The 26,175-nt window shown below is 64.0% G+C and carries 25 protein-coding genes and 1 riboswitch; of the genes, 2 read left to right on the forward strand and 23 right to left on the reverse strand.

Features of this window, described 5'->3' with window-relative positions:
• Nucleotides 1-31 precede the first annotated feature (31 nt).
• Nucleotides 32-799, reverse strand: coding sequence for a glucosaminidase domain-containing protein (locus tag BMZ79_RS06505; RefSeq protein ID WP_090637738.1), 768 nt, complete (start codon nt 797-799; stop codon nt 32-34).
• A gap of 170 nt (nt 800-969) precedes the next feature.
• Here BMZ79_RS06505 and BMZ79_RS06510 point away from each other — a divergent pair, with 170 nt between their 5' ends.
• Together BMZ79_RS06510 and BMZ79_RS06515 are read left to right on the forward strand one after the other, a co-directional pair.
• Nucleotides 970-2,367: a hypothetical protein gene (locus BMZ79_RS06510; RefSeq protein WP_090637740.1), complete on the forward strand. Its 1,398-nt coding sequence runs from the start codon at nt 970-972 to the stop codon at nt 2,365-2,367.
• Nucleotides 2,368-2,479: 112 nt separating this feature from the next.
• Nucleotides 2,480-3,226, forward strand: coding sequence for an MBL fold metallo-hydrolase (locus BMZ79_RS06515; RefSeq protein ID WP_090637742.1), 747 nt, complete (start codon nt 2,480-2,482; stop codon nt 3,224-3,226).
• A gap of 187 nt (nt 3,227-3,413) precedes the next feature.
• Here the strand turns inward: BMZ79_RS06515 and BMZ79_RS06520 are convergent, their stop codons facing one another.
• The 22 genes from BMZ79_RS06520 to BMZ79_RS06625 all read right to left on the reverse strand — a co-directional run bounded on the left by BMZ79_RS06520 (nt 3,414) and on the right by BMZ79_RS06625 (nt 26,143).
• The gene (locus BMZ79_RS06520) at nt 3,414-3,857 is read right to left on the reverse strand and encodes a Fur family transcriptional regulator (protein ID WP_090637744.1); all 444 of its coding nucleotides are present in this window, start codon (nt 3,855-3,857) and stop codon (nt 3,414-3,416) included.
• Between the two features lie 221 nt (nt 3,858-4,078).
• Nucleotides 4,079-4,897 carry a TatD family hydrolase gene (locus tag BMZ79_RS06525; protein WP_090637746.1) on the reverse strand — a complete coding sequence of 273 codons (819 nt, stop codon included), beginning with the start codon at nt 4,895-4,897 and terminating at the stop codon, nt 4,079-4,081.
• Between the two features lie 36 nt (nt 4,898-4,933).
• The gene (locus tag BMZ79_RS06530) at nt 4,934-5,710 is read right to left on the reverse strand and encodes an ABC transporter ATP-binding protein (RefSeq protein WP_090637748.1); all 777 of its coding nucleotides are present in this window, start codon (nt 5,708-5,710) and stop codon (nt 4,934-4,936) included.
• The gene (locus BMZ79_RS06535) at nt 5,707-6,483 is read right to left on the reverse strand and encodes an ABC transporter permease (RefSeq protein ID WP_090637750.1); all 777 of its coding nucleotides are present in this window, start codon (nt 6,481-6,483) and stop codon (nt 5,707-5,709) included. The genes BMZ79_RS06530 and BMZ79_RS06535 overlap by 4 nt, the downstream gene beginning before the upstream one ends.
• Nucleotides 6,473-6,775, reverse strand: a complete 303-nt coding sequence (locus BMZ79_RS06540; RefSeq protein ID WP_090637752.1) for a thiamine-binding protein — start codon at nt 6,773-6,775, stop codon at nt 6,473-6,475. The genes BMZ79_RS06535 and BMZ79_RS06540 overlap by 11 nt, the downstream gene beginning before the upstream one ends.
• Nucleotides 6,776-6,778: 3 nt before the next feature.
• Complete coding sequence (locus BMZ79_RS06545; protein ID WP_090637754.1) at nt 6,779-7,870, reverse strand: ABC transporter substrate-binding protein; 1,092 nt, start codon at nt 7,868-7,870, stop codon at nt 6,779-6,781.
• 259 nt (nt 7,871-8,129) lie between these two features.
• Nucleotides 8,130-8,239, reverse strand: a riboswitch (TPP riboswitch).
• 122 nt (nt 8,240-8,361) lie between these two features.
• Nucleotides 8,362-9,075, reverse strand: coding sequence for a DnaD domain protein (locus BMZ79_RS06550; protein WP_256252584.1), 714 nt, complete (start codon nt 9,073-9,075; stop codon nt 8,362-8,364).
• Nucleotides 9,076-9,129: 54 nt separating this feature from the next.
• Nucleotides 9,130-10,425 (reverse strand): asparagine--tRNA ligase, encoded by a 1,296-nt coding sequence (gene asnS, locus BMZ79_RS06555; protein ID WP_090637757.1) that lies wholly within the window; start codon nt 10,423-10,425, stop codon nt 9,130-9,132.
• A gap of 26 nt (nt 10,426-10,451) precedes the next feature.
• Nucleotides 10,452-11,660, reverse strand: a complete 1,209-nt coding sequence (locus tag BMZ79_RS06560) for an acetate kinase (protein ID WP_090637759.1) — start codon at nt 11,658-11,660, stop codon at nt 10,452-10,454.
• On the reverse strand, nt 11,657-12,532 hold the full coding sequence (locus BMZ79_RS06565) for a 3-hydroxyacyl-CoA dehydrogenase family protein (RefSeq protein ID WP_256252585.1): 876 nt from the start codon (nt 12,530-12,532) through the stop codon (nt 11,657-11,659). The genes BMZ79_RS06560 and BMZ79_RS06565 overlap by 4 nt, the downstream gene beginning before the upstream one ends.
• Nucleotides 12,533-12,625: 93 nt before the next feature.
• Nucleotides 12,626-14,146, reverse strand: coding sequence for an AAA family ATPase (locus tag BMZ79_RS06570; protein ID WP_090637762.1), 1,521 nt, complete (start codon nt 14,144-14,146; stop codon nt 12,626-12,628).
• Entirely contained in the window at nt 14,139-14,675 is a 537-nt protein-coding gene (locus tag BMZ79_RS06575) for a hypothetical protein (RefSeq protein WP_090637764.1), read from the reverse strand. Before BMZ79_RS06575 ends, BMZ79_RS06570 begins: the two co-directional genes overlap by 8 nt.
• A gap of 121 nt (nt 14,676-14,796) precedes the next feature.
• Nucleotides 14,797-15,285: a cell wall elongation regulator TseB-like domain-containing protein gene (locus tag BMZ79_RS06580; protein WP_143088899.1), complete on the reverse strand. Its 489-nt coding sequence runs from the start codon at nt 15,283-15,285 to the stop codon at nt 14,797-14,799.
• 32 nt (nt 15,286-15,317) lie between these two features.
• On the reverse strand, nt 15,318-16,619 hold the full coding sequence (locus tag BMZ79_RS06585) for an amidohydrolase (protein WP_090637767.1): 1,302 nt from the start codon (nt 16,617-16,619) through the stop codon (nt 15,318-15,320).
• On the reverse strand, nt 16,600-17,259 hold the full coding sequence (locus BMZ79_RS06590; RefSeq protein ID WP_090637769.1) for a redox-sensing transcriptional repressor Rex: 660 nt from the start codon (nt 17,257-17,259) through the stop codon (nt 16,600-16,602). Before BMZ79_RS06590 ends, BMZ79_RS06585 begins: the two co-directional genes overlap by 20 nt.
• The gene (gene dinG, locus BMZ79_RS06595) at nt 17,256-20,153 is read right to left on the reverse strand and encodes an ATP-dependent DNA helicase DinG (RefSeq protein ID WP_090637770.1); all 2,898 of its coding nucleotides are present in this window, start codon (nt 20,151-20,153) and stop codon (nt 17,256-17,258) included. Before dinG ends, BMZ79_RS06590 begins: the two co-directional genes overlap by 4 nt.
• Before the next feature lie 158 nt (nt 20,154-20,311).
• Nucleotides 20,312-21,079, reverse strand: coding sequence for a tetratricopeptide repeat protein (locus tag BMZ79_RS06600; protein ID WP_090637772.1), 768 nt, complete (start codon nt 21,077-21,079; stop codon nt 20,312-20,314).
• Nucleotides 21,080-21,211: 132 nt separating this feature from the next.
• Nucleotides 21,212-21,595 (reverse strand): aspartate 1-decarboxylase, encoded by a 384-nt coding sequence (panD, locus tag BMZ79_RS06605; protein WP_090637774.1) that lies wholly within the window; start codon nt 21,593-21,595, stop codon nt 21,212-21,214.
• Complete coding sequence (gene panC / locus BMZ79_RS06610; RefSeq protein ID WP_090637776.1) at nt 21,546-22,478, reverse strand: pantoate--beta-alanine ligase; 933 nt, start codon at nt 22,476-22,478, stop codon at nt 21,546-21,548. The genes panD and panC overlap by 50 nt, the downstream gene beginning before the upstream one ends.
• On the reverse strand, nt 22,475-23,389 hold the full coding sequence (panB, locus tag BMZ79_RS06615; RefSeq protein ID WP_090637777.1) for a 3-methyl-2-oxobutanoate hydroxymethyltransferase: 915 nt from the start codon (nt 23,387-23,389) through the stop codon (nt 22,475-22,477). The genes panC and panB overlap by 4 nt, the downstream gene beginning before the upstream one ends.
• A gap of 352 nt (nt 23,390-23,741) precedes the next feature.
• Complete coding sequence (locus BMZ79_RS06620) at nt 23,742-24,728, reverse strand: biotin--[acetyl-CoA-carboxylase] ligase (RefSeq protein WP_090637779.1); 987 nt, start codon at nt 24,726-24,728, stop codon at nt 23,742-23,744.
• Nucleotides 24,725-26,143 (reverse strand): CCA tRNA nucleotidyltransferase, encoded by a 1,419-nt coding sequence (locus tag BMZ79_RS06625; protein WP_090637781.1) that lies wholly within the window; start codon nt 26,141-26,143, stop codon nt 24,725-24,727. The genes BMZ79_RS06620 and BMZ79_RS06625 overlap by 4 nt, the downstream gene beginning before the upstream one ends.
• Nucleotides 26,144-26,175 lie beyond the last annotated feature (32 nt).

Raw genomic sequence — 26,175 nt, forward strand, 5'->3', positions numbered from 1 at the left:
TAAGCCGGCGCGTTCTGCCGGATAACGCCGATCAGATCAATTTCGCCCGGCGCAACACGGACAAGATCCGGTAAAAGTCGTAGCTGGCGCCGTAAGGCGAATCCACCAGCTTCTCCTGCACCGCCGCCGCTACGGCCTCCTTCGCCCAAGCGGGAATCTCCTTCACCGCGTGCAGCGCTTCCAGCCGCGCCGTCCGGTCCCTGAGCGCCTGCATCGCGCCGTTCTGCTCGTCGAGCTTGGCCCGCAGCGCCGCGTTGTCCGCCGCCAGCTCCGCGACGGCCGCTTGAAGCGCGTCGAACGCCTGCCTTTCCTCCGCCGTCATCGGCTTTCCCTCCTCGCCTCTCGCGTCGCTGTCCTTCAGCCGGTTGTCGTTGATGATGCGGACGAGCTTGTCGGCATAAGCCGGATCCGTCGCGTAGCCGCTGGCCTGCAGCATCCGCGCCTGCGCCTCCGGCGTAGCGGCGTTCCGGACGGCGTCGTACCGGCTTCGCGCGTAGAGCAAATCCTGGTCCTTATAAAAATCGCCTACGCTGTCGTACGCCCGGAACGACGCCACGACCTCCGCCCGCTGTCCCCCGACCGTCTCCCAGGTGCGCTTGTTCACGACGTCGCCTTTCCAATACCCGTTCGGAACGCCGCCGGCCGCTTTCAATCCGCCGAGGTTGTTCCAGGCCGGAATGATCCCGCCGGTCTCCAGCCAGCTCTGCGCCAGCCGGACCGACGGGAAGATCGGGGAGCCTTCCGCGTACAACCGCCGCGCGATCGGCCGAAGCAGCCCGAAAAACGATTGTTTGTCCATCGCCAACCTCCCTCCGGCTTATACAAGCCTGCGGCATGTATATGCAGCCCGCGGCGCGGGCGGCACCGCTGGCGCCCGCATGCGCCGTCCGTACGGACGAACGCCCATCTCCGCCGCTGCATACGATGTAGCAGGAACACCAGGTTTCGACTCGAAGGAGAGGGTGACACGTGGAATTGCATTTGGTTCCGCTGCATTGGGTTTACCTCGCGTTTATCGTGCTTATACTCGGCGTGCTGATCAAACGCCGGGATACGACGCTCGTCTGCGTCGTCGGCATTTTCGCCCTCGGGCTGATCGCGACCGACAGCTTGAGCGGCTCGGTCAGCGGCATTTTCAACAGCTTTATTTATGCGACGACGCAGCTCATCGGGACCATCTTCATCATCTCCGTCATCGTGGCCATGAGCCGCGTTCTCATTCGCACCGGCATCAACGAAATGATGGTCGAGCCGCTGACCCGCTTCATGCGGACGCCCGCTCTCGCGTTCTGGGGCATCGGCCTGATCATGATGGTGACGTCCTGGTTCTTCTGGCCGTCGCCCGGCGTCGCGCTCATCGGCGCCGTGCTGCTGCCCGTCGCGGTCCGCGTCGGCTTGCCCGCGCTAGGAGCGGCGATGGCGATGAACCTGTTCGGCCACGGCATCGCGCTGTCCGGCGACTATATCATCCAAGGGGCGCCGAAGCTGACCGCCGACGCGGCCGGCCTGCCCGTCTCGAGCGTCATGGAAGCGAGCGTCCCGCTCGTCGTCGTCATGGGCGTCGTCACGACCGTCGCCGCTTTCTGGATGATGCGCCGCGACATCGCGAACGGTAAATGGCGCGACGGCCTCGTGGCCGGAGGCAGCCCCGCCGCGTCCGCCGGGGAAGACCGGATCGTCCTTCCGAAACGATGGATGCGGGCGCTCGCCGTGCTGATTCCGCTTCTCTTCGTGCTCGACGTCGCCGGCATGTTCGCGCTGAATCTTCAGGGCGGCGACGCGACCGCGCTCGTCGGCGGCACGGCCATCTTCATCCTGCTGCTCGTCACCATGCTCGCGCACCGGAACAAGGGGCTGGAGCAGACGACCGAATACCTGATCGAAGGGTTTCAGTTCGGCTTCAAGGTTTTCGGGCCGGTCATCCCGATCGCGGCGTTCTTCTACCTCGGCGACTCCGCGTTCGCGACGCTGTTCGGCGACGTGCTGCCGGCAGGCTCGCAGGGCATCGTCAACGATCTCGGCGTCGCGCTTGCCCATCACGTGCCGCTGAACCAGGCGGTCGCCTCCGTCACCCTGACCGTGACCGGCGCCATCACGGGCTTGGACGGCTCCGGCTTCTCCGGCATCTCGCTCGCCGGTTCCGTCGCCCAGCTGTTCGCGTCGGCCATCGGCTCCGGCGCGGCCACGCTGACGGCGCTCGGCCAAGTCGCGGCGATCTGGGTCGGCGGCGGCACGCTCATTCCGTGGGCGCTCATTCCGGCCGCCGCGATTTGCGGCGTCAGCCCGTTCGAGCTGGCGCGCCGCAACCTGAAGCCCGTCCTCATCGGCTTGGCGGCGACGACGATCGTGGCGATGTTCCTTGTTTAAGGTCATTGACAAATAATTATTTTTGTGTTATAATAATAATTTATGCTGTTGACGCTCATCATTCCCTTCGGCTAAGATGGTCTTCGAGACTTTCTAAGCGGAGGGATTTTTTATGTTCATCGCAAACGGCATCGCCATGCTCGAACTTCGCGCCGTCGTCATGGGCCGGACGACCGCGATCCATCCGACCTTGCTCTGGCGGGACGACCGCGTCCTGCTGGTCGATACCGGCTATCCGGGTCAGCTGCCGCTGCTGCGGGAAGCCATGACGGAAGCGGGGCGCCCGCTTGAATCGCTGACCGACGTGCTGCTCACCCACCAGGACATCGATCATATCGGCGGGCTTCCGGGGCTGCGCGACGGCTTGCCGGCGCGTCCCGTCACGTGGGCGTCGGCGTTCGAACGGCCCTACGTTCAAGGCGAGAAACTGCTCGTCAAAATCACGCCGGACGCCGTCGACGCGGCCGTTGCCGCCCTGCCGCCGGAAGTGCCGGACGACAAGCGCGCCGCCTTCCGCCAGGCGCTTCTTCATCCGCCGAGCGGGCCGGTCGACCGCCTGATCGGCTACGGACATGCCGAAGCGCCGCTCGAGGACGTCGAGGCGCTGGACACGCCGGGCCATACGCCCGGGCATGTCAGCTTGTATCACCGGCCAAGCGGGACGCTGATCGCCGGCGACGCGCTCGTGCTCGAGGACGGCCGGCTGAAGCTCCCGGACGCCCGGCTGAACAGCGACCACGAGCAGGCGCGCCGCTCGCTCCGGCAGTTGGCCGGGCTCGCCATCGCGGGCGTCGTCTGCTACCACGGCGGCTATTTCAAAGGCGACGTGCAGGCGCAGCTCCGCGAGCTGCTCGCTTGAACCGCACGCCGCGGCGGAGCGATCGGCGCCGGTGCGCCATGACCGTCGATGGCGCGCAGCGCAAACAGCGCCGCGGTTCCTTCCCTGAGAAAGGACCGCGGCGCTGTTTGGCCTTGCCTATTCGGTTGAAGATTCGCATACAAGACCGGATGCCGGCTCCGCTTCCGAACCCGCTGCCGCCGCGCGCCTATTCCTTTCGGCATGCCTCGCAGACGCCGAATACCTCGAAGCGGTGGTTGATGATTTTGAAATTCCCGGGCAGGTCGAGCGGCTGCTCCATCGGGCAGTACTCGAACGTCAGCGTTTTCTCGCAGTTGATGCAGATCAAATGGTGGTGGTGATGATCGAGGCAGCTAGCCCGGAACTTCAGCCCGCCGTCCATGAAATAAAACTGCTCGAGCGCCCCCATCTCGCTGAGCAGCCGCAAATTGCGATAAACCGTATCGAAGCTGACGCCGGGGTGGGCGACCGCCATTTGATCGTAGACGTCCTTCGGGGACAAGTACCCTTCCGCCCGAGAGAAGATTTCCGCCAGCTCCCGCCGCTGCTCCGTGATCCGCCAGCCGTTGGCGGTCATGATCCCGATCATCTGCTTCACGGGATCCTGGTGCTGGTGCTGTGAATCGGCCATTTTCCTCGCCCTTCCTGTACGGACCGCCGGGTGGCCGGCGACCGCGTCATTAGACTGATAGTGCTAGTTTAGCATATTTCCCCGAAGATTCACCAATTTATGACCAAGTCGCGGTACGCGCGCGCAAAAAGGCCCTTCCCGGACTGCCGGAAAGAGCATTAAGCACGCCTGGCCCGCGCTATGGCACGTTGCCCTTTCTTCCGCCGCCGCGACGGGCAGGCTCAGGACAAGCCGTAGAACGTCAGCGCGTTGGCCAGCAGCCGTTCCTCGACCTCCGGAACGGGCAAGCCTTTGACCGCCGCGATCTCTGCCGCGACGCGGCGCGTCATTTCCGGCGCCGTGCGTCGTCCCGCGAACGGACCTTCGAACGGCCACGGACCGTCCGTTTCCGTCATCAACAGCTCGAGGGGATACGCGCGGACCAGCTCGCGGATCTCCGCTTCGTAGAGCACGTCCGGCGTGACGGATACCGCGTACCCGTTCGCGATCATCCGCCGCACCGTCGCTTCCGGCCCTTTGAACCAGTGGAAATGCGCGCGCCGTACGCCGTAACGTTCCAGCAAGTCGCAGGCCTTCGCCGCATCCTCGTAGACCGCGTGCAGGACGATCGGCCGGCCCAGCTTCGCGGCCAGCCGGACGAACCGTTCGAGCAGCGCGGCGTACGGCGCTTCGTCGAAGCGGCGGCCCGCCTTCTCGGCTTCCGTCCGCGCGTAATACGGCAGGCCGACCTCGCCTACCGCGAATTCTTCGCCCTCCGCCGCGCGCGCCTCGATCCAGGCGACCAGCGCGTCCAGCTCCGCCTCCGGCGGCAGCGGCTGCTCGGGATGAAACCCGTACGCGGGATGGACATGGCCGGGAAACAGCCGCGCCAGCCGGCGGTTGGTCTCGCAGGAGCTCCGGTGCATCGAGACGGCGACGACGGCCGCTATGCCGCCTTGGCCGAACGCGCGCCGCAGAAGCGGTTCGCGCTCGTGCTCCTCGTACAAATCCAGATGAATGTGGGCATCCGCCCATCGGCCGTATCGCCGCAAGCGGCTCATGGCGCCGCCCCCTTTCCGATTCTTCGCTAGAACGGTTTAACCGCGCGCCGCGTCGGGCCGCAGCATGTCGTACAGCTCCTGCTTCAAGCGAATGAATGCCGCATCGCCCCAGAGCGCTTCCGAACGCGGCCGCGGGAACGGCACGGCCACTTCGCGCACGATCGACGCCGGCGCGGCCGACAGCACCAAGATCCGGTCGGAGAGCAGCAGCGCCTCCTCGATGCTATGCGTGACGAACAGCACGGAGCGGCGGTTGCTTTCCCAGAGCGAGAGCAGCCAGGCCTGCATGTGCTGCCGGGTCAGCGCATCCAGCGCGCTGAACGGCTCGTCCAGGCACATGAGCCGCTGCGGCGACAGCAGCGCCCGGAGGAAGGACACCCGCTGCTGCATGCCGCCGGACAGCACGTCCGGGTATTGGTCCGCGGCCGCGTCCAGCCCGATCCGGGCCAGCCAGTCGCGGGCAAGCCCGCGCGCCTCGCGCTTGCCGAGGCCGGCGATCGTCAACGACAGCTCGATATTCGCGGACACGGTGAGCCACGGCATGAGCGACGCCTGCTGCGGCATGTAGGCGATATGGCCGCGCGCGCCGACCGTGCTCCGGCCGTGCAGCTGAATATCGCCCGAAGTCGGCAGTTCCAAGCCGCCGATCAGGTGAAACAACGTCGTCTTGCCGCTGCCGGACGGACCGATCAGCGTGACGAACTCGCCGTCGTCCACGCGGAACGACACGTTGTCCAGCACGGCCTTCTCCGGCGTCCCCCGCTTCCCGGGGAACCGCTTGGACAACTCGCGGACTTCCAGTACGGCGCTCACGACGGCCGTCCCTCCCTTCGCCCCTGCGCCGCGCCTCGCGCGAGAAGCCGCTCCGCGAGCGCGATGGCGCCGAACAACGCCAAGCTGAGCAGCACGATCACGCCGATGGCGGCGAATACTTTCACGGTCTCGAAGCCGTGCTGCGCGATCAGCATGAAATATCCCAGGCCGCTGTCCGCGCCGATCGCCTCCGCGTAGATGGCGCTGATGACGGCGTAGGACGCGGCGATCTTGAGGCCCGAGAACAGATGCGGCACCGCGCCGGGCAGCTCCAGCCGCCAGAACAGCTGGCGCCGCGAGGCGCCGATCATGCGCATGTAGTCGTACAGTTTGCCGTCGCTCTTCGACAGGCCCGTCATCATGGCCACCGCGACGGGAAAGAACGTCACGAGCGCGATCAGGATGACGCGCGGCAGCGCGCCGAAGCCGAACCAGAGGACGAGCAGCTGGCCGATCGCCATGACCGGCACGTTCTGGCTCAGGACGAGCAGCGGGTAAAAGCCCGCTCGGACCCAGGGCAGCACGTGCAGCAGCGCCGCGATCAGGAATCCCGCCGCCGCGCCGATGCCGAAGCCGAGCAGCGTGATGCCGAGCGTCGCCCGCATATGATGCGCCAGCAGCGGCGCGGAATCAATCGCCTGCTTGGCGATGGCGGACGGCGCGGGCAGGACGTACGCCTCCGTCCCGAAGAGCCAGACCGCCCCCTGCCAAAGCAGCAGAAAAGCCGCCATGACGATCGCTGGCGGCAGCAGGAGGGCGCGTTTATTGCCCATCCGGGTATTTCTCCAGCAGGGCGTCCATCGACGCGGTGCCTGCCGGCACGTAATACACTTTGATCTGCGAGATGATCGACGGGCAGCCCATCTCCGCCATGGCGGCGTTCATCTCCTGCACGACGGCGAGCAACTTGTCCAGCTCGCCTTCCATCGTCGTCTCGAGCGGCGCGACGCGGTACGGCACCCCGGACGCCTTGATGACGTCGATGGCGCGGTCGACGTACGGAATGACGCTTTCCCCGTTCGGGGTGCGCGGCAAAATTTGAATGCTCAGCAGTGCGTTAGCCATGAATCAGTTCTCCTTTTCCGGCAGGAAGTCGTTGGTGAAGGCTTTATCGGCGTCGAGCGGCTTGTCGAGCAGCTTATGGTCGTACATCCAGTCGGCGTAGTTCTTCCACACCGTCAGCTTCTGCTCGCCCCAGCGCGGCGCGTCCGCTTGGTAGCGCGGGCTGAGCCACTTCTGGCTGGCGCGGACGAGATCCGCGTTCAGCTCGGGCACGGCCTTGATCAGCACGTCCGCGGCTTCGTCCGGATGGTCGATCGCGAATCGGTAGCCTTCGGCCGCGGCCGCCATGAACGCTTCCACGGTGTCCTTGTGCCCGGCGATCATCTTCTCGTTCGTCGCCAGCACCGGCGTGTAATAATCCAGCTTGTCGCTGTAATCGGTCAGATAAACCATGTTGATCTTCTCGCCCTTCAGCTCCGCCGCGACCCCGTCCCAGCCGTAGAAAATCCAGGCGAAGTCGATGTTCTTCTTCGTCGCCGTGAAGAAATCGGCGTCGCCGATGTTGGCGATCTTGACCTTCTTGAAGTCGCCTTTGTCTTCTTCCATCAGCGATTGAATAACCGCCGGTTCCGCGGGCGAACCCCAGCCGCCGTACGTCTTGCCTTCGAACGCCTTCGGCGACGTGATGTTCTTGACCGCCGGCGACGCGAAGCCGGAGGTGTTATGCTGGATGACCGCCGCGAGCGACACGAGCGGCACGCCCTGGATCCGCGCCTGCGTGACGCCTTCCTGGTAGCTGACGCCGAAGTCGGCGGCGCCCGTCGCGATCATCGTGTCCGCGCCCGCTTCGCCGGGCTGGATGATATCGACCTTCAAGCCGTGCTGCTCGAAGAAGCCTTTGTCGCGGGCCACGTACAGCCCCGTATGATTCGTGTTCGGCGTCCAGTCGAGCACGACCTTGATTTCCTTCAGCGCGTCTCCGGCTGCGGCATTCCCGCCGTTCGCGGCCGCGTTCGTACCGCCGCTCCCCGCGCCGTTCGCGGCGTTGCCCGCGTTCCCCTCGTCGTTCTTGGCACCGCAGCCGGCCAACGCCAGCGCCGCGATCAGCACCGTCGCCAGCGCGGCCGTCCAGCCGCCCCGTCTAATTTTGTGTCCCATGTCTCGTTTCTCCCCTCGCCTGCCCTCTTGCCGGACCGCGGATAATCTGCGAATCATGCTGCCCCGAATCGTGATCTGCGCCGCTCGGACGCCCGTCGTCTGCTACCTATCGTGCCCCGAACGCCGATGCGGCATCAGGCCTCGCTTGGCGAACGCGTGCGCCGGTCGTCCACGAACGAACCAAAAAGGCATCCCCCTTCCGGAGGATGCCTCTATCAGCTGCTTACGGCTTGCCACGACGCCGTGCCACGGCGTGCGCCAAGCAATTGTACGCGGTTCCTACGCTGGCATTATCCAGATCAGGTCTAGGGTCGAGATCGTGCGGAATCTCCTCTCAGCCGGCCATGCCCAGCTCCCCATCGCTATTCGATTGGTTGCAACGAGCTTATTATAGCAGACCTTCCCGTAAAATGGCACCCCCTCCGGAAAAAAAGCCCCGCGGAGGGGACCGGGCGAGCGGAAGCCGCGTTCGCGCATGAAAAAACCGGGGGTCAAGACCCCCGGCCGTTGCGAAATTTCTGCGTATGCGCCTTCGCCTCGTCGGTATTCGTGACGCGGTTGCGGCTCCATTCGATCAAAATCCGGTCGATGTACCGGAAGTGCAGCTTGCCGGCGAACACCGCTTCCTTGAGCGCGAAACGAATCAGCTCGTCCGGATACCGGTCCTGGTCGACCCAAGCGCTGATCGTCTCGCATTCCATCGGCGACAGCGGCCGGCCGAACTCCTGCTCGAACGCCGTATACAGATCCGCCGGCTTCGTCCACTCCGCCGCGTCCTGCGCCGCCCCCGGCGTCCGTCCGGACTGCGGCTCCCGTTCGGCGCCGACCGAGCGGCGCGCTTCGTCCGCCAGCCATTCGGCGCCGCGGATCAGGAAGCCCGTCCAGTTGTACCGTTCGATGACGATGCCGCTGACGGGATCGGCCTCTTCGTCGATCGCGAGCAGCCCTTCCTTGATCAAGCGGCCAAGCTGGCCGTGCGCCGTCTTCGGCGCGATGCCGAGCCGTTCCGCCAGCTGCTCGGGCGTCGGGAAATCGACGCCCTCCGCCTGCCGGAACAGCATCAGCTGCAGCATCAGCATCATGTCCGCGTCGGACAGGCCGACGCCGCGGTAAGCGCGCAGCAGACCGGCGGGAACGACGACGCTGCCGCCGTTCATGGCCGCCGCCATCCCGCGCGCGTACGCTTTCCACAAGTCTTGTTTCACCGGCCGTATTCCTCCCCCTTGCATAACCTGGCCGTTGTCCGCCGCTTCCGGCGATTACGGGTACAGACGGTACAGCATGCGCGGGAACGGAATCGTTTCGCGCACGTGATCGAGCCCGCAAATCCAGGCGACCGTCCGTTCGAGACCGAGACCGAAGCCGGAATGCGGCACCGTGCCGTACTTGCGCAGGTCGAGGTACCATTGGTACGCCTCGGTGGACAGCTCATGCTCCGCGAAGCGTTCCGCCAGCAGCTCCGGATCGTCGATCCGCTGCGAGCCCCCGATGATTTCGCCGTACCCTTCCGGCGCGATCATGTCCGCGCACAGCACGACTTCCGGACGGTTCGGATCGGGCTTCATGTAGAATGCCTTGAACGACGTCGGGTAGTGCGTAATGAACACCGGACGGTCGTACATCTCGGCGATGGCCGTCTCGTGCGGCGCGCCGAAGTCCTCGCCCCACCGGATCTCGTGTCCCTGCTTCTGCAGATACGCGATCGCTTCGTCGTACGTGATGCGCGGGAACGGCGCCTGAACGGCCTCGAGCTTGCTCACGTCGCGGCCGATCGTCTCCAGCTCCTTGCGGCAGTTCTTCAGCACGTTCTGCACGACGAAGGAGACGAACTGCTCCTGCACGCGCAGGTTCTCTTCGTGGTCGACGAACGCCATCTCCGGCTCGATCATCCAAAATTCGATCAAGTGGCGGCGCGTCTTCGATTTCTCCGCCCGGAACGTCGGTCCGAACGAGTACACCTTGCCGAGCGCCATCGCCGCCGCTTCCATGTACAGCTGGCCGCTTTGCGTCAGATACGCGTCTTCGTCGAAATATTTCGTATGGAACAGGTTCGTCGTTCCTTCGCACGAGGACGGCGTCAGCACCGGCGGGTCCACCAGCGTGAAGTTCCGTTCGTCGAAGAACTGCTGGATCGAGCGGATGATTTCCGCGCGGACGACGAGAATGGCGCGCTGCTTCGGCGCGCGCAGCCACAGGTGGCGGCGGTCCATCAGGAAGTCGACGCCGTGCTCCTTCGGCGTGATCGGGTAGTCGTGCGAAATCTGAATGACCTCGATCCCTTCCACCGTCAGCTCGAAGCCGGATTGGCTCCGCGGCTCTTCCCGCACGACGCCCTTCACGTACAGCGAGCTCTCCTGGGTCAGCTCCTTCGCGGCGTCCCACACGTCCTCCGCCGCTTCGCTCTTCACCACGACGCCCTGCACGTAGCCCGTGCCGTCCCGCAGCTGCAGGAATTGGATCTTGCCGCTCGAGCGCTTGCCGTTCAGCCAGCAGCCGATCCAGACGGACTGGCCGACCGCGTCTTTCAATTGTCCGATCGTCGTTAAGGTTTTCATTCTATCGTCCTCCGTTCGAATTAACGCTATTCCTTGTCTTGCTTCGCCAGCCGGTACGTGTCGCGGGCGATCAGCAGCTCTTCGTTCGTCGGCACGACCAGCGCTTTGACGCGGGAGGCGTCGGTCGAGATGAACCGCGCTTCCTTCGAGCGGACCGCGTTGCGCGCCTCGTCGAGCTCGATGCCGAAGAACGAGAGGTTCTCGCACACCGCCTTGCGCACCGCCGCGGAATTCTCGCCCACGCCCGCGGTGAACACGACGGCGTCGAGGCCGTTCATGCCGGCGGCATAGGCGCCGATGTACTTGCGCAGCCGGTACGTGTACATGTCGAACGCCAGCTTCGCCTGCTTGTCGCCGTCTTCCATCGCTTCGACGATCTCGCGCATGTCGCTGCCGATCCCGCTGATCGCGAGCAGCCCGCTGTGCTTGTTCAGCATGGAATTGACCTCGTTCAGCGTCAGCTCTTCCTTGTTCATCGTGAACGGCACGATGGCGGGATCGAGATCGCCGCTGCGCGTGCCCATCATAAGCCCTTCGAGCGGCGTCAGCCCCATGCTCGTGTCGTACGACTTGCCGTGCAGGATCGCCGCGCAGCTCGCGCCGTTGCCGATGTGGCAGGTCACGAGCTTGAGCGTTTCGAGCGGACGGCCGAGCGTCTCGGCCGCCGCCTTGCTGACGTAGTCGTGAGACGTGCCGTGGAAGCCGTAACGCCGGATTTTATGACGGCGGTAGAGCACCATCGGAATGGGATACAGGAAGGTCTCCTGCGGCATCGACTGGTGGAACGCCGTATCGAACACGACGGCCTGCGGCACGCTCGGCAGGTTGTATTCCACCGCGGCGATCCCCATCATCGCCGGCGGGTTGTGAAGCGGCGCCAGGTCGAACAGGCGGCGGATCTCCTTCTTCACGTCCTCCGTGACGAGCGTCGACTCCTTGAAGCTTTCGCCGCCGTGCACGACGCGATGGCCGACGGCGTCGATCTCCTTCATGGACAGCAGCACGCCGTGCTCCTTATGCGTCAGCATGTCGATCAGCCGGCGCACCGCCGTGTTATGGTCCAGAATTTCGCTCACTTCGTTCACTTCCGGCCGTCCAGCCGGCTCGTGCACGAGAATCGACGCATCCATGCCGATCCGTTCCACGCGGCCCTGGGCCAGTACCGCTTCTTCTTCCATATTATACAGCTGGTACTTCAGCGAAGAACTGCCGGCGTTCATGACAAGAATGATCATATCCGTCCACCGTCCTTGTCGTATTCGAAAAAGCCGCTCCCGCTCTTGACGCCGAGCTGGCCGCCGCGCACCATTTTTTTCAGGATGAACGACGGCCGGTATTTCAGCTCCCCGTACTCGCGGAACATCCGCTCCAGCGCGGCCAGCACGGCATCGAGCCCGAACCGGTCCGCCATCTCGAACGGCCCGTGCTGGAACGCGTAGCCGATCCGCATGGCGCTGTCGATGTCTTCCGCCGACGCGACGCCTTCCTCCAGCACGTGAAGCGCCTCGTTGATGAACAGGCAGATCAGCCGGGTCGTGACGAAGCCCGGCGATTCGAACACCATGACGCCTTTCTTATGTATCGTCGTCTCCACGAACCGCTTCGTCCGTTCGAACACGTCGTCGCTCGTCTTCAGCCCGCGCACGATCTCCACGAGGTCCGCCCGGTTGACGGGATAGACGAAATGCATGCCGATGACGCGGTCCGGATTGGACGTCACGCTCGCGAGCTCCGTCAGGCTGAGCGTCGACGTGTTGCTCGCCAGGATGACGTCGGGCAGGCAGACGGCGTCCAGTTCCTTGAAAATCGCCAGCTTGCTGTCCAAGTCTTCCGTGATCGTCTCGATGACCAGCTCGCAGGACTGCAGCTCGTTCAGCGACGACTTCGGATGGATGCGGCTCAGCACGAGCTTCTTCTCCGCGGCCGTCACCGCCCACCGTTCCATCTGCTTGTCCAAGCTTAATTCGATCATGTCCAGGGCATGCGCGAGCCGTTCTTCGTTCTGCTCGGCCATATACACGTCAAGCCCATTGGCGGCGAGCATCTCGCAGATGCTCTGCCCCATCGTTCCGGCGCCTACCACGCCGACTTTACGCACTGCAGTCAATCGTGCACACCTCCAAATTTCATCTTCTAGTATACCGTTTTTGCGCGCAAATAAGAAGGCGGATGTCCATCCGCCTTCTTGTCCGAATGCGTATCATTGCGCGAGCGCCCCGGGACGCTCCGCGGTCAGCTGCCGCAGCAGCGCGCGGAACCGGTCGCCGCTCAGCGTTTCTTCCTTCACCAGCACGTCGAGCGCCGAGAGGAAGACGTCGCGGTGCGCCTCCAGCAGTCCTTTCACGCCGTGCATCAGCTCGTTTAGGACGTTGCCCGTCACGGCCGCCCATTTGTCGGGCGTCATCATGGAGCCGTCGACGATGCCGAGCTCGGTCAAACCGGATTCCACCATCGAGCGGACGATGTTCATCGCCTGCTCGAAGTCTCCGCGCGAACCCGTGCTGCGCTCGCCGTAAAACATCTCTTCGGCCGCGGCGCCGCCGAGCGCGATCATGATCTGGCCTTCGAGAAACTGCTTCGTGTACAAATACTTGTCCTGCTGCGGGTTGTGTCGGACGTAGCCGAGCGCGCCGCCCCGCGGCAGCAGCGCGACCTGCGAGACGCTGCCGGGACGGACGAGCTCCGCCGCGATCGCGTGGCCGAGCTCGTGGAGCGCGACGCGCTCCCGCTCCTCGTTCGTCGCCTCGCGGTCCGTCCGCTCGCCCATCATGACTTTGTCGATCGCCATGGACAGATGCCGCTGGCTGATCGTCTCCCCGTCCTCGCGCATCGCGTAAATCGCCGCTTCGTTCATGACGCTCTCGAGCTGCGCGCCGGAGAAGCCGAACGACTCCTCCGCAATCTTCCCGAGGTTCACGCTGTCCGGATCGATCGGCTTGTTGCGGGCATGCAGATTCAGAATATGCTCGCGGCCTTTCTTATCGGGCAGGTCGACGGCGATATGGCGGTCGAAGCGGCCCGGGCGGAGCAGCGCCGCGTCGAGCATTTCCTTGCGGTTCGTCGCGCCGATGAGCAGGATGCGCGGCGAATCCGACGTATGGATGCCGTCGAGTTCGGTCAGCAGCTGGTTGAGCGTCTGGTCGTATTCGCGCTGCTGCCCGCCGTCGCGCTTGCCGCCGATGACGTCGATCTCGTCGATGAAGATGACGGCGCTGGCCTTGCCCTGCTTGGCGGCCTTCTGGCGCGCCTCCTTGAACAAGTCGCGGATCCGGCTCGCGCCGACGCCGACGTACATCTCCACGAACTCCGAGCCCGACGCGCCGAGATAGACGGAATCGGTATAATTGGCGGCGGCTTTCGCCAGCAGCGTCTTGCCCGTGCCCGGAGGGCCCGTCAGCAGGATGCCCTTCAGCGGGCGAATGCCGAATTTGGAAATCTGGTCGACGTGCACGAGAAAGTCAAGCGCTTCGATCAGCTCCTGCTTCGCCCTGTCCTGGCCGCCGATCTCTTCGAACGACATCGGCTTCAGCTGACGCGGCTTTCCTTTGCGCTCGCCGCCGACCGTCGCCAGATGGCCGCGCGAACGCGCCATGTAGATCAGCGCGCCGGCGACGACGGCCAGCATCACGAGCGGCATGACGTTGATGCCTGCCGCGAATTGCAGAAACAAAATCAAGACCGGGATGAACCCGATCAGCATTTCCTTGCCGTATTTAAGCATTTGGCCACGCTCCAATCGTATTCGCTTCTCGCGGAAGCACGACGTATTTGACCGACTGGCCGTCTTTCAGCGTAATATAGACGTTGGCGTCGTCCATCTCGGAACCGGCTTGAATGCCGGGATGGTCGGTCTGCGCCTGCGTCATGGCGGCCGGAATCGCCGCGTATTCGCGGTGGTCCATCGCCTGGGCGACCTTGAAGAGCATGGAAGACCAGACGTCGTCCAGCTTCGCGGACGAGCCTGAAGGCTCGATGTTCAGCTTAAGCGTTTTGGAACCGATGATGGCATCGCCTTTCGTGGCGATCGTATCGTATATATGCCGAAGATTCGCAACCCCGTTGAGCGTCAGATTCACGGTCACGGCGTCGCGGCCGATGACGGGCTTGGCGTTCACGACGCCGGGCGCGCCGGTCGCGATGCGGTCAAGCGGCTTAAGGTCGGCTTCGTTGCGGTACATGAACCACCCGCCGGTAAGCAGGGCGGCGGATATGACAGCCGTCAGCGCAATCGGCAACGGACGTAATTTCATGGCAAAAAGCTCCCTTCATCCTTGGATTCGTTATCCTTTCGTCTATCAATGCCGCTATACGAAAGTATATCATAATCCGTAGATTCCAGGAGCCGGGGAATGCTGGCAGGCTTGCCTGCCGCTATTGGGCCGGCAGCTTATACATGACGATCAGCGAACCGTCGCGATACCGGTAAAAGTCATAGAAATGATAAACGGCGCCGCTTTGCTTGCGCGCGTAAAACACTTCCCATACCGGCTCGCCGCCGAACAGGCCGAGGCGGATATGGGCGATATCGGCATCCGGCTTCTGCTGCAGGAACGCCGCTTTGATCTCGGCCTTCGTTCGGCCTTCGCTCGCCTTGAGCGTGATGGTCGCCTCCTTCTTGAGCCAGGCGTAAGCGGGCGCGCCGCTCTCGTCCTTGCCCTTGACGACCCATACCGGCTCATCCCAGACGTACGCATACGAGCCGGCGATGTCTTTCAGTCCGCTGCGCTGCTTCGCGTCCGCTTCGGCGGACGCCTCCGCCTTCCATACCGGCGCTTGCACGTAACGATAATACGCGTTGAACGCGACGAGCAGCAGCGCCAGCACGACGACGAGCAGCGCGATCCAGCGGCCCGTCGTCATGAACGGCGCTCTCTTGAACCGGTTGACGCGCATCAGCTCGTTGACAGCCTTTCAAAGCAGCGCTGCGCCTCGGCGCGAATCCGCGCCTCGTCCAGGAAGACGCAGGCGCCGTCCTTGACGACCCGTTGGCCGTCGACCCAGACGTGGCGCACGTCCCGTCCCGTTCCGGCGTATACCAAATGCGAGACGAGATCGGTCCGCGGATAGAAATGCGGCTGTTCGATATCGATCGCGATGAAGTCGGCCTTCATGCCTTCCTTCAGCCGGCCGATCCGTCCGTCCTGCCAGATCGCGCGCGCGCCGCGGACCGTGCCGAGCTTGAGCGCTTCCCATGCGGGAACGGCTGTCGGATCGCCCGAGACGCCCTTGTGGATGAGCGCCGCCAAGCGGATCTCGTCGAACAGGTCGAGGTTGTTGTTGCTGGCCGCGCTGTCCGTGCCCAGGCCGACGGTCACGCCCGCGCGCAGCAAGTCCGGCACGCGCGCCACGCCGCTTGCCAGCTTGAGGTTGCTCGCGGGGTTGTGCGAGACGCCGACGCCGCGCTCGGCGAGCAGGGCGATCTCGCCGTCCGTCAGATGTACCGCGTGCGCCACCAGCGCCGGCCGCGAGAAAAAGCCGAGCTTGTCCAGGTGCTCGACGGGACGGCAGCCGTACTCGTTGACGTTCTGCTGCACCTCGGCGGCGGTTTCCGACATATGGGTATGCAGCGGGAGATCCAGCTCGTGCGCCGCTTCCACGATCCGCGCGATGTAATCGGGCGGGCAGGTATACGGCGCGTGCGGGGACAGCATCGTCCGAATGCGGCCGTTCGCCCGGCCGTTCCATTCCTGCGCGAACCGCTTCGCTTCGTTCAGCTTGGCGGTTTGCACGTCGGGCGGGCACAAGCCGATGACGCCGCGGGTCAGAAGCGCCCGAATGCCGGACTGTTCGGCCACTTCGGCGACCAGATGCATCCGGTCGTACATGTCGACGAACGTCGTCGTGCCGGAGCGAAGCATCTCGCTGACGGCCAGCGCCGTTCCCCAACGGGCGTCTTCGTCCGTATATTTGCCTTCCATCGGCCACATCTTCTGCTCCAGCCAAACCTGCAGCGCTTCGTCGTCGGAATAACCGCGCAGCAGCGACATGGCGGCATGGCCGTGCGTATTAATGAGGCCGGGCATGAACGCATAGCCCCGTCCGTCGATGATTTCGGCGCCATCCGGCACGGGATCCGGCGTCTCCTCGCTCAGGTATAGGATGGTATCGCCCTCGACGACCATGTGGCCGTACACCACCGGACGGGCGTCGTCCATCGTGACGAAGGCGCCGTCTTTAATCCAGATCCGCTTCATTCTCGTTCTCTTCTCCTTCTTCGTCCAAATAATACGCGAGGCTCATCAGCTCGGTCGTGAAATTCGCATAGTGGATCCGCACGGCATCCTGCACGCGGAGGATGGTCGGGGCGAAATTCAGAATGCCGTCGACGCCGGCTTCGACGAACTTGTCCGCGACGTTCTGCGCTTCGATCGCCGGTACCGTGATGATGCCGATCCGGATGTGGCGCTCGACGATCGTCTCCTTCAGCTTCTCCATCGGCAGCACGGTCAGCCCGTTGATGGACGAGCCGATCATGGACGGATGCACGTCGAACACCGCGGTGATTTTCATATTATCCTTCAAGTACGTATTATAATTGCAGAGCGCCCGGCCGAGATTGCCGGCGCCCACGAGCGCGACGTTGAGGGGCTGGTCGAGCTTCAGGATTTGCCGGATCTTCTCGATCAGGTACGTCACGTCGTAGCCGATCCCTTTGCGGCCGAAATCGCCGAAGTACGCCAGATCCTTGCGAATCTGGGCGGGATTGAGATCGAGCCGGTTGCCGAGCTCCTGCGATGAAACCGTCTGGACATCCCGCGCGCTCAAGTCGTTCAATACCTGCAAGTACACGGGAAGTCTGCGAACGACGGCCTCGGAAATTTTCATCGGTTTCATGTTTCCACTCCTTCTTCGCGCGGGGTCAGCCATTCGTGCATCCGCGGCACGATTTGGTCCACGTGCATCGTTTCGATCTTCGGACCCGGAAGCGAGTACAGAAAGTATTTGCCGTAATACGTATCGATGACGCGCGTATCGTAAATGAGGACGATGCCCCGGTCCTTCGCCGTCCGGACCAGCCGGCCGAAGCCCTGCTTGAAGCGAATGACCGCCTGCGGAATGGACAGCTTCATGAACGGGTTCTGGTTCTGCTCCTGCAGCAGCTCCGACTTCGCCTCCACGAGCGGATGGTTCGGGGGCTGAAACGGCAGCCGGACGATGGCGAGGCACGTCAGCGCGTCGCCGGGAATGTCGACGCCTTCCCAGAAGCTGCTCGTGCCGAGCAGGATCGAAGCGGCCTGCTGCTGGAAGCGGCGCGTCAGCTTGCTGCGGTTGCTGCTGTCGATGCCTTGTCCCAGCACCTGAATGCCGTGTTCCGACAGCGCTTCTTTGAGCGGCTCGTACGCTTGCTTCAGCATTTTGTACGACGTGAACAGGACGAGCATCCGGCCGTGCGTGCCGATGGCCGTCTCCGTCAGCGACGCGACGAGCTTCTCCATGAACATCGGGTCGCCGGAGGCGCCCTTCAGCACCGGGAAATTGCGCGGGATGATGACGAGCGCTTGTTCCCGGTAGTTGAACGGAGACGGCAGCTGAACGGTTTTCAGCCGTCCCGCTTCTTCCTCGCCGGCCAAGCCGAGCTGCTCGCAAGCGTACTGGAACGATTTCTGCACCGACAGCGTGGCCGATGTCAGGACGACGCTGCGCTTCGTGTCGAAGAAATAGGTGCGCAGCTGGCTGCTGACGTCGGCGGGCACGGCGTACAGCTGCACCGACTTCGCCCGCGAATTGGCATTGGCCTCCAGCCAATATACGGTGTCGGTCTTATCCGCCTTGATGAACTGGCGCAGATCGTCCCGCGCGCGGGCCAAATCCTTCACGGTCCCGCTCAGATCGGTGACGAGCGCCGCGATGGCGGGATCGTCGATGTCCTCCTTGATGGCGGCGAACACCTTGTCGAGCGGCCGGATGATTTGAGTCAGGTAACCGTGCACCGCCTCCTCGATCAGCTGGGCTTCTTTCCACAGCTCCGGCAGCTTGCCGCCCCGAAGCCGCAGCACGTACTGCCCCGCCTCGCCGCCGGGCGAATCGGCCGCCCCGCTTCTCCCCCCGCCGCCGCTCGCGCTCGCGAGCGCGTACAGCAGTTCGAACAGCCGGTCCCACTCGTCGCGCAGCTCGCCGAAAACCGGCACCACCTCGTCGATTTCCTCGCGCCACTTCTGCGTCTGCTCGACGTTCTCGTGCGCCAGCCGGCTGTTCAGCACGATCAGCTGGCCGTTCCGGGCATCCTTGCAGAGCCGGAACACCGGCTGCTGGATCCCGTAGTAGGACAGCTGCGTCCCGAGATGCTTGCCCGCGACGTCCTCCAGATGATGCGCTTCGTCGAGGATGAGATGCTCGTAGCCCGGCAGGAGGCGGTGATCCGCGCGGATGTCCGTGAACAGCATGGAGTGGTTCGTGATGACGACGTCCGCGATGTTCGCTTCCTGCTTCGCGCGGTGATAATAGCAGCGCTTGAACCACGGACAGCTTCGGTTCAGGCAGGAATCCGCGTCGCTCGCGACCGCGCTCCAGAAGTCCGCGCCCCGGTTGCCGAAGTTCAGCTCCTCCTGATCGCCGTGCTCCGTCTCGCTCAGCCAGACGACCATTTGCGAGGCCGTGATCCGATCCTCGGCCGGCGCGCCGAAATCGCGCATGTTCACTTTGCCCTCGAACTTGCGCAGGCATAAGTAGTTGCCGCGTCCCTTGAAAACGGCGGCTTTGAACGGATACGGCATGACGGCGAGCAGCAGGGGCAAGTCCCGCGACCGCAGCTGTTCCTGCAAATTGATCGTATGCGTGCTCACGACTATCTTCTTGTTGTGCTGGACACCATAGTAGAGAGCCGGAATGAGATAGCCGAGCGACTTGCCCGTGCCCGTGCCGGCTTCGATGAGCAGATGCCGTTCTTCCTCGAGCGCGTCGATGACTTCCCGGAACATCATGTTCTGCGGTTCCCGTTCCTCGTAGCCCGGAATGACCGCGGCGATGCCTTGCTTGAGGTGTTCGAGAAAGGCGGGGAACGTCCAACCGGCAGCCGAAGCGGCCGCCTCCTCGTCGCTGCGCGGATGCTGCTCCTCCGTCCAGTCGCCGGCCTTCATCGCGAACTGCCGGAAATACGCAAACGCATCCATGTCGATCGCCGAGGTCATCTCTTTGCGGGTGGCGAATCGCGAGACGAACCAGCCGAGATCGTCGATCTCGTCGCCGAGCAGCTGGGCAAGCCGCTGCAGCGTCAGCAGCGGAAGGCCTTCCAGTTTACGGCAGCACGCAGCGAACAGCTCCGCCGTGGCCATGGCGTCGCTGTCCGCTCGGTGATGCTGATCGTGTTCGATGCCGAATAGTTCCGTCACCGCGCCAAGCTGGTAGGTCGTCAGCGTCGGATACAGAATGCGCAGCAGGTCGATGGTATCGAGCCGGCGTCCGTCGAACGCCACGTACCCGCTGCGGTCGAGCGCCGCGTTCAGAAACCCGGCGTCGAAGCTGACGTTATGCGCGACGAGCACCGCGTCGGAGAGCAGCGGCACGACTTCGAGCAGCACTTCCTCCAGCTCCGGAGCGTCCGCCACCATCGCTTCTTCGATGCCGGTCAGGCCCGTAATGAAAGCCGGGATCGGAATCGTCGGCTTGACGAACGAGCTGTACGTCCGCACGACCTTCATGTCCTCGTCCATCAGGACGAGCCCGACCTGTATAATATCGTCTCCGGCGCCGTGGCCGGTCGTTTCCAAATCCAATACGGCGTAATTCATCCGGTACGTATCCTCCCCAAACAAGCAAAAACGCCGCTCCCGGCAATGGCGGCGCGTCGCCGGTCAGCCCGGCCCGCGCCGCCCGGGCGGAGCGCGTTTCGTTTATAGAACGTTCAGCGAGGACCGATAGTTTCCCCTGCTCACTTGACCGTTCGAAGTTACAGCTGGCCGCTTCCGAAATAAAGCGACAGTTGGCCCGCGTGCTGCGCGCAGGATTGCATGTTCGCGAGCGGATCGGTGAAATTCGGGTCGGCTTGATGCGCCTTCTCGAAATAAACGGCCGCCTGCTCCAAATTCATGCGTACCGCTTGAATGCAGCCGAGCGCGTTCAGCCCGAGCGCCCGCCATCTCGGATGCTCCGTGATCTCGACCAGCAGCTGGAAATGCCGCTGGGCGTCGTGCCATTCCTGCAGATGCATGAACGTCATGCCGAGGAACAATCGCGCCTGGTTGTTCTCGGGCGACCGGTCGACCGCCTCTTCGAAATGCGACGCCGCTTCCCGGAACATCAGCAGCTTGAAGTAGCCCTGACCCTTCGACATGGACCGGTGAAACGCGGCCGAGGCTTCCCAATCCTCGTCGTCCGCTCCCGCCAAGCCGACTCCGGCCACGGCAGGTCCCGCCGCTTGCTGGGCTGCCTGAGGCACCGCGGAAATGATTTTCGGGTACGCCGTCTCCTTGGGGCTGGCCCCGGCCGGTTGGCTTTCGCCGGCGGCCGGGCCATGCCCGAACTGCTGCTGCATGTCGCGGAAATCGGCCATCTTTTCCTCGAATTGCAGCCATTCTTCGATAAATTGATCGCTGAACTGCTTCAGCTTCGCTAACTGCTCATCCAATCGTTGGCGCTCTGTGTCGTTGGCATGCGGATAATGAATGATGATGTCTTGAAGAATGTCCTGCATCGTGTTGAAAACATGCTTGAACATGATACGCCCCCACCTTCACGCCGTAATGTAGAGAATGAAGCGAGTGTTATGCTCATTCTTTGCCCGGGCACCGCTTTTCATACTACAACCCAGACGTTTCACAGCGTTGGCATCGGGATTACGGCGCTTTCGTCACAGCACGGTCGCGTGAAGCTCTTCGTTCGTCAATTGGACGGGCTTGTTGGCCGCATCCAGGATGACGACTTTCGGCTTGTAGGCCCGCGCTTCCTCTTCCGTCATGACTCCGTACGAAATGATGATGACGTTGTCGCCGGGCTGCACGAGCCGCGCCGCCGCGCCGTTCAGGCAAATGACGCCGCTGCCCCGGGGGCCGGTGATGACGTACGTCTCCAGGCGCGCGCCGTTATGGTTGTTGACGATTTGTACTTTCTCGTTGGGCCAAATGTCGGCCAGCTCCATCAACTCTTCGTCGATGGTGATGCTGCCGACGTAATTCAGGTTCGCTTCAGTGACTGTGGCTCGGTGAAGCTTCGATTTCATCATCGTTCTGAACATGGCGGCCACCTCCAGTCGGTTGAAATAAACGGTTATCGATCAATCGCGTGGCGCCGAATTTGACGGCGAGCGCGAGAATCACCTGCGCGTCGGCTTCGGCAAGCGGCAGATCCGGATCGAGCGGCTGCAGCGAAGGATACGTCAGCAGCTCCACGTAATCGATCTCGGCCAGCGGCGCCGTGCGGATGCGCGCCGTCGCTTCGGCGACCAGGCGGCTAGCGGTCATGCCCGGCTCGGTCAGCAGCTTTCCCGCGTCGCCGAGCGTCCGCGACAAGACCAGCGCCTGTTCGCGGTGCTCCGCGTTCAGGTAGACGTTGCGAGAGCTCATCGCCAGGCCGTCCGGCTCGCGGACCGTTTCGCACGGCACGATCTTGACCGGAATGTTGAGGTCGTTCACCATTTGTTGAATGACCGCCACCTGCTGGGCGTCCTTCATGCCGAAGTAGGCGCGGCCGGGTTGAACCAGATTGAACAGCTTGCTGACGACCGTGCCGACGCCGTCGAAATGGCCGGGCCGCGAAGCGCCGCACAGCTTCGTCGTCACCTCGCCGATCAACACGCGGGTAAGCGGCTTCGCCGGGTACATTTCGGCGACCGAAGGCGCGAAGAGCAGCGCGGCGCCGTTCTTCTCCGCGAGCGCGGCATCCCGCTCCAAGTCGCGGGGATAGCGCTCGAAGTCCTCGTTCGGCCCGAACTGCAGCGGGTTGACGAACACGGACACGACCGTGAATGCGCCGTCGTCGGCCGCGCGGCGCATCAGGCTCGCGTGGCCTTCGTGCAGGTAGCCCATCGTAGGCACCAGCCCGATCAATCCGTTCGGCGACTGGCCGCGCCGCCTGGCGAGCTCGGCCTTCAATTCGGCAATCGTCGTGCAGATGATCATGACTGTCCGCCTCCTTGGGACGCGCCGGCCTGATCGCGCTGCGCGCCGTTCTCTTCGGCGTTATCGGCGCCGCCGCCGTACAGCCGGCGGAGCACTTCCTGCTCCATCGGGAAGGCATGCGCCTGCTCCGGAAACGCGCGCGACTTCACGTCGGCGACGTAAGCGCCGATCGCGCCGCGGATCGTCGTTCCGAGATCCGCGTACGTCTTCACGAAGCGCTTCTCGTAATAAGGCGAGGCGTACTGCAAAATATCGTGATACACCAGTACTTGCCCGTCGCAGCCCCGGCCCGCGCCGATGCCGATCGTCGGAATGGACAGCGCCGAGGAGATCGCTTCCGCGAGCGGCTCCGTCACGAGCTCCAGCACGACGCTGAACGCTCCGGCTGCTTCCAGCGCCTTGGCGTCGTCGATCAGCCGCTGCGCTTCCTTCTCCAGCTTGCCCTGCACTTTGTAGCCGCCGAGTTGATGGACCGATTGCGGCGTCAAGCCGATATGCCCCATGACCGGGATGCCGGCCTTCACGAGGGCCGCGACTTCGTCCGCGACCTCCGCGCCGCCTTCCAGCTTGACGGCGTGGGCATGGCCTTCCTGCAGCAGTCTTGCCGCGTTGCGAAGCGTCGTTTCCTTGCCGAGCCGGTAGGTCATGAACGGCAGATCGGCCACGATGAACGTAAGTCGAGCGGCGCGGGCGACCGCGCGCGCGTGGTACACCATATCGTCTAGCGTCACGGGAATCGTCGTGTCGTACCCCAGCACGACGTTGCCGAGGGAATCCCCGACGAGCAGCATGTCGATGCCGGCTTCCTCCGCGAGCTTGGCGGATGGATAGTCGTAGGCGGTAAGCATCGAGATCGGCTCTCCGTTTTGCTTCATTTTTTTCATCTTCGTAATCGTCAACGGTTGGGTCATGGGCTTCGTCCTCCTTAGAATTGGATGGGCGTCCGCGAGGTTCGTCATGCCTAAGTTAAGCTTTCACGATCGGCGTTCGTCCTATGTGATCAACGCAAAAAAACCTTCTAGCCGCCGCTAAAAAGGTTCCAATCCAAAAAGGAACATCCTGGCTAAAGCGGGCTTCCTTCTGTCTCGGTCCCTGACGGCTCAGAGCAGAAATGCGCACTGCCTTGCAAACGAAGCGGATGATGTCATTCCGGTCCGCCGCATTGTCCCGGGTGCGGTTCGCGTCCTGCGCGATACCGCCCCATCGATGAGCATGACTGGTAAGGCGAGTATATCATTAAATCGGCAAACCGTCTATGAACGGTTACCCCTGCGGCGGCACCTGCTCCGCGGAAAAAAGCGGCACGACGGCGCCGTCGTCCATCCGCACGAGCAGAGCGCCTTGGTCGTTCAAGCCGATCGGCGTGCCCGTGGTTGACTTGCCGCCGACGATGAGCCGCGTCGGCTTGTGCAGCGTGACGGACAGCGCCTCCCAGATCGTCTGAATGGGAGCGAAGCCTTCCCGCTGATATACGGCGTACAGCTGCTGGAATTGGGCGAAGAACGACGCGACGATCTCCGCTCTGTCGAGCTCCCGGCCCAGTTGGATGCGCAGCGACGTCGCGATGTCGAGAAGCTCCGGCGGGTAATCGTCTTCGGTTAAGTTGACGCTGATGCCGATGCCGGCGATCACGTAGCGCAGGCGCTCTTCCTCGGCCGTCGTTTCCAGCAGAATGCCGCTGATTTTTCGGCCGCCGACGAGCAAATCGTTCGGCCATTTGATGCCGATGTCGAGCGGCGCGGCGGCCGCGCGCAGGGCGCGGCACAGCGCGACGGCCGTCAGGAGCGTCAGCTGCGGCGCGAAATGGATCGGCATGCCGGGGCGAAGGATGAAGCTCATCCAGATCCCCTTCCCCGAAGGGGATACCCATTTGCGTCCCATTCGGCCCCGTCCGTTCGTCTGCTGCTCGGCGATGACGAGCGTGCCTTCCGGCGCGCCTTCTTCCGCCAGCCGCTGCGCGATGTTCTGGGTCGAATCGACCTCGTCGAACAAGCGGATGCCGCCGATCATCGCGACGCCCTTCTCCCCGAGCTTGGCGCCGAGCTCAAGCGCCGTCAGCTTGGACGGACGGTCGATCAGCCGATAACCGAGCCTGCGCGATGCCTCGATCCGATAGCCCGCGGCTTCCAGCTTCTTGATCTGCTTCCAGATCGCCGTCCGGCTGACCTGAAGCGCTTGGCTCAACTGTTCGCCCGATATGTAATGTTCGCTTCCCTGCTGCTCCAGCAGCTCGAGCAGGCGATTGTTCATGAATGGTCACCTCGCGTTTCTTGCGGCTTGTCGATTTGCGCAAGCCGGTCCGCCGCTTCGGCGAGCAGCGCCGCTTTCTCGTTCGGCACGCCCCCGAGCGCCGCGGTTTCCAGCAAGCCTTGAAGCAGCTGGCCCAGCCACGGACCGGGAGGCCTGTCCGCGAGCGCCAGCAGCTCCTTGCCCTTCACGGCCAAGTCGCGGATCGCGCCCGCGGGCATGCCCCGCACCGTCGCCTCCAGCGCTTGCGCGTAGGGGCCGAGACCGGCATATCGCTCCGCGGTTTGTCCGTCCGCCGCGATCAAGTCCGGCACGCGCTTGACGATGCCCGTCCAAGCGAGCGCGGCGGCTTGTCCGTGACGCAGCGCGGCAAGAATCCAGCTGCGCCGCGTGTCGTCCGACAGCCGCGCGGCCGCTGCGTCGTTCTCGGCCGCCGGCGAACCGGCGAGGCCGAGCAGGTCGCGTTCGGCCCGCTCCGCCATGGCGCCGTGAACGGCCAAGACCGCCGCGAGCCGTTCGCCGCGGACCGCCGCGTAGCGCAGCGTCCCGAACAGCTTCAAGCTCGCGTCCGCGCCGAGCCCGAGCAGCGCGCAGAGCGCCGCCCACCGGTCCTGGCCGTCCGGGATGCCAGCCAGGCCGCGGAAGCCGCGCGTCAGCGGCGCCGCTTCGGATCTGCGGCGGGCGGACAGCGCCGCGTAAGCCGCCGCCGCGGAAGCGAAGGCTTCCGGAAGCGGCTCTTTCGTGCAGCCCAGCAGGCCGCTCGCCGCGAGCAGCGCGCCGGCCCGTTCCGGCCGGCTGCCGCCGATCATTTTGTCGAACTCGAGCCCGATCCGTTCCATGGCGATATGCGCGAGCAGCCCGCGATGCCGCCGGACCGCGCGCCACGTGCCGGGCGCGATCCGCAGGTCGTAGGCCGCCGCGAACCGGACCGCCCGCACGATGCGCAGCGCGTCCTCCTGGAGCCGCGCGTCGGCCTCGCCGACGCAGCGCAGGATGCCGCGCTCGAGATCCCGGCGTCCGCCGAACGGATCGACCATCGTCCCGTCGGCGCGCATGGCCATCGCGTTGATCGTGAAGTCCCTGCGCAGCAGGTCTTCCTTCAATTCGGTCACGAACCGCACCTCGGACGGCCGGCGAAAGCGTTCATAGGCCGATTCCGTGCGGAACGTGGTGATTTCGTAAGTGCCGCCTTCGTGCACGACCGTGACGGTGCCGTGCTGTAGCCCGGTCGGAATCGTCCGCGGAAACGCGGCGATAACCTCTTCGGGCGAAGCGGCCGTCGCGATGTCCACGTCCTTCAGCGGCCGCCCGAGCAGCGTGTCCCGGACGCAGCCGCCCACGAAAACGGCTTCGAATCCGCGCGCTTCCAGCGCGGCAAGCAAAGGGAGCGCCTTCGTCAGCGCTTCGCTCATCGACATGGCCCTCCCTCCTTTCCTGCTATGGGTGCTGG

The organism is Paenibacillus sp. UNC496MF, from assembly GCF_900113915.1.
Lineage (GTDB): Bacteria > Bacillota > Bacilli > Paenibacillales > Paenibacillaceae > Paenibacillus_Z > Paenibacillus_Z artemisiicola.

What these genes read in the sequence shown, in the direction of transcription:
- panC (WP_090637776.1), bottom strand. Translation starts at nt 22,478, where the DNA reads ATGATCATCTGCACGACGATTGCCGAATTGAAGGCCGAGCTCGCCAGG.
- panB (WP_090637777.1), bottom strand. Translation starts at nt 23,389, where the DNA reads ATGACCCAACCGTTGACGATTACGAAGATGAAAAAAATGAAGCAAAAC.
- BMZ79_RS06505 (WP_090637738.1), bottom strand. Translation starts at nt 799, where the DNA reads ATGGACAAACAATCGTTTTTCGGGCTGCTTCGGCCGATCGCGCGGCGG.
- BMZ79_RS06525 (WP_090637746.1), bottom strand. Translation starts at nt 4,897, where the DNA reads ATGAGCCGCTTGCGGCGATACGGCCGATGGGCGGATGCCCACATTCAT.
- panD (WP_090637774.1), bottom strand. Translation starts at nt 21,595, where the DNA reads ATGTTCAGAACGATGATGAAATCGAAGCTTCACCGAGCCACAGTCACT.
- asnS (WP_090637757.1), bottom strand. Translation starts at nt 10,425, where the DNA reads ATGAAAACCTTAACGACGATCGGACAATTGAAAGACGCGGTCGGCCAG.
- BMZ79_RS06590 (WP_090637769.1), bottom strand. Translation starts at nt 17,259, where the DNA reads ATGAAACCGATGAAAATTTCCGAGGCCGTCGTTCGCAGACTTCCCGTG.
- BMZ79_RS06545 (WP_090637754.1), bottom strand. Translation starts at nt 7,870, where the DNA reads ATGGGACACAAAATTAGACGGGGCGGCTGGACGGCCGCGCTGGCGACG.
- BMZ79_RS06515 (WP_090637742.1), top strand. Translation starts at nt 2,480, where the DNA reads ATGTTCATCGCAAACGGCATCGCCATGCTCGAACTTCGCGCCGTCGTC.
- BMZ79_RS06585 (WP_090637767.1), bottom strand. Translation starts at nt 16,619, where the DNA reads ATGAAGCGGATCTGGATTAAAGACGGCGCCTTCGTCACGATGGACGAC.
- BMZ79_RS06625 (WP_090637781.1), bottom strand. Translation starts at nt 26,143, where the DNA reads ATGTCGATGAGCGAAGCGCTGACGAAGGCGCTCCCTTTGCTTGCCGCG.
- BMZ79_RS06580 (WP_143088899.1), bottom strand. Translation starts at nt 15,285, where the DNA reads ATGACGACGGGCCGCTGGATCGCGCTGCTCGTCGTCGTGCTGGCGCTG.
- BMZ79_RS06535 (WP_090637750.1), bottom strand. Translation starts at nt 6,483, where the DNA reads ATGGGCAATAAACGCGCCCTCCTGCTGCCGCCAGCGATCGTCATGGCG.
- dinG (WP_090637770.1), bottom strand. Translation starts at nt 20,153, where the DNA reads ATGAATTACGCCGTATTGGATTTGGAAACGACCGGCCACGGCGCCGGA.
- BMZ79_RS06600 (WP_090637772.1), bottom strand. Translation starts at nt 21,079, where the DNA reads ATGTTCAAGCATGTTTTCAACACGATGCAGGACATTCTTCAAGACATC.
- BMZ79_RS06575 (WP_090637764.1), bottom strand. Translation starts at nt 14,675, where the DNA reads ATGAAATTACGTCCGTTGCCGATTGCGCTGACGGCTGTCATATCCGCC.
- BMZ79_RS06560 (WP_090637759.1), bottom strand. Translation starts at nt 11,660, where the DNA reads ATGATCATTCTTGTCATGAACGCCGGCAGTTCTTCGCTGAAGTACCAG.
- BMZ79_RS06620 (WP_090637779.1), bottom strand. Translation starts at nt 24,728, where the DNA reads ATGAACAATCGCCTGCTCGAGCTGCTGGAGCAGCAGGGAAGCGAACAT.
- BMZ79_RS06520 (WP_090637744.1), bottom strand. Translation starts at nt 3,857, where the DNA reads ATGGCCGATTCACAGCACCAGCACCAGGATCCCGTGAAGCAGATGATC.
- BMZ79_RS06570 (WP_090637762.1), bottom strand. Translation starts at nt 14,146, where the DNA reads ATGCTTAAATACGGCAAGGAAATGCTGATCGGGTTCATCCCGGTCTTG.
- BMZ79_RS06540 (WP_090637752.1), bottom strand. Translation starts at nt 6,775, where the DNA reads ATGGCTAACGCACTGCTGAGCATTCAAATTTTGCCGCGCACCCCGAAC.